Origin of the sequence: Winogradskyella immobilis, assembly GCF_021887715.1 — a bacterium.
GTDB lineage: Bacteria > Bacteroidota > Bacteroidia > Flavobacteriales > Flavobacteriaceae > Winogradskyella > Winogradskyella immobilis.
The window spans coordinates 1-1,845 of record NZ_JAIQXX010000048.1; the positions used below are offsets into that span (position 1 = coordinate 1).

A 1,845-nucleotide genomic window follows, 5' to 3' on the forward strand; every position below is an offset into this window, starting at 1 on the left:
AAACTATTTTTTTGCCTTCTAAACGGCTGAAAAAAATCTTTTGAACGTCGAAATAATAATCAAAAAAGAGTCAACCTATTTCAGTATAATACAGACTACCTATGAAATATATTTTTTACATTTTAATTTTTGCGTCTTTATTAAGTTGTAAAGCCAAAAAAATCCAATTACAAGACGACGTTATTCAGTCGTCTGATTTTGACTATCCTAGATTAATTAATGACTTCACTTCGTCTGAATGGGATAAAGTCAGTAAAGCAAAAGACAGTTTACTAAATATTGGAAAACCAATCATTCCCGATTTGATACGATTGATGGAAAATCCAAAAGCATTTAAGAAATTACAAAATACAGGAGATTTGATTTATCCTGGCGCAACGGAATTTTGGGGACACGGACGAGTTGTTGATTACGATTTAGATTGGATTGCTATTCGTGCAGGTTGGGCGATGGAAAATCTGACTTTACAACATTTCGGATTTTCAGAAAATGTGATAACTGAAAAAGAACTGATGGATTTGCACAAAAAAGATTATGCAAATTATATTGAGACTGGAATACACGATGTGAATTTTGAAAGAAAGAAGTTTAAAGAATTAGAATCAATAATCGTAAATGCAAAAGAATGGTGGAATAATAGTAAAAAAAGCTGGACACCTTTAATAGGGTTAAAAGAGGCGATTTTTAGCAATGATATTCCAAGACAAATTGATGCAATATTACAAATGCGTTATCCGCGTTTCGAAATAAAAGGATATAATCAAGAATGGTTTGAGAATGAGGTTAAAGCAAGAGTAATAGAACTAAATAAATCAGATGATGAAGGATTAAAATTACAAACGAACCTACTCTTACGTGAAAAAACGAAATGACAACAATGTATATAAAAAATAGCGCAAGTTATTGCTAACACAAGGATTTGAGCGTTTTTGGAAAGTCGCCAAATTTTTAAATTTGACGATTTTCAATAAAAAAAATAAATAGTGAAATTTAAAAATTCGGCTTGTGTTCATCCGAAAAGTTATCGCTTATTTTCAGCGCTACTTTTCATATACGAGACGTTAGGGTGCATTAAAGAAAATGAGAATTCCAATCGATATTCCAGAATCAAAGAACCGTAAAAAGCTCGTTTTCCATAAAAACGGATTCGACAGAGTATCTGAATATTTGACTGAATTTATTACTCTTTTTGCTGTGATTTTAATATCAGTCTCATTTATTCTTAATGAATTTAAAAACCACGAAAGAATAATTTCACCTATTGTAATATTAATAGTTACTTTAATTATAATTAGCGGAATAATCTACTCAATTTTAAATACTAGCAAACTAAAAATCCTAACTGGAATATCAAAAGCGAAAAACAAATCAGATGTCGGAAAAATATCTGAATTGAAAAACTGGAAAGTAATCGATGAAGGAAAAGATTATAAGACTATACTAGTTGCTGATAAATGGAGTGGATTTCATTGGGGAAAATATTTGACGGTTATTTTTCAAAAAAACGATTTGCTTATAAACAGCTATTCTACAGATGTTTTTGGTGCAATAAGTCCATACCATTGGTTTGGAAATAGAAAAGTGGAAAAGGAATTTATAACGCAAATTGAGCTATTAAATAACGTACCCTAACACCGTATATAATTTATTGCTAGTTCTAGCCTACTTACGAAAATCCTCGCGGATTTTCTATTCGGTTTTTATTTGCTAACTTTAGTGCTTAAACCACGCAACAAACCATATACAAACACGTTAGCCAACATTTGATGAAACTAAACTTCTGGAATATAATTTTGACTTTTATTCTGTTTTTAGGTTGTCAACCTGAGAAAACATTGGATGGAA

The 1,845-nt window shown here is 30.6% G+C and carries 2 protein-coding genes; both read left to right on the forward strand.

Annotated features, from left to right (window positions below):
• The first annotated feature begins 101 nt into the window (after positions 1-101).
• Complete coding sequence (locus K8Z87_RS13740; protein ID WP_227478151.1) at positions 102-872, forward strand: hypothetical protein; 771 nt, start codon at positions 102-104, stop codon at positions 870-872.
• 208 nt (positions 873-1,080) lie between these two features.
• Positions 1,081-1,632, forward strand: a complete 552-nt coding sequence (locus K8Z87_RS13745) for a hypothetical protein (protein ID WP_227478152.1) — start codon at positions 1,081-1,083, stop codon at positions 1,630-1,632.
• The last annotated feature ends 213 nt before the right edge of the window (positions 1,633-1,845 follow it).

What these genes read in the sequence shown, in the direction of transcription:
- K8Z87_RS13745 (WP_227478152.1), top strand. Translation starts at nt 1,081, where the DNA reads ATGAGAATTCCAATCGATATTCCAGAATCAAAGAACCGTAAAAAGCTC.
- K8Z87_RS13740 (WP_227478151.1), top strand. Translation starts at nt 102, where the DNA reads ATGAAATATATTTTTTACATTTTAATTTTTGCGTCTTTATTAAGTTGT.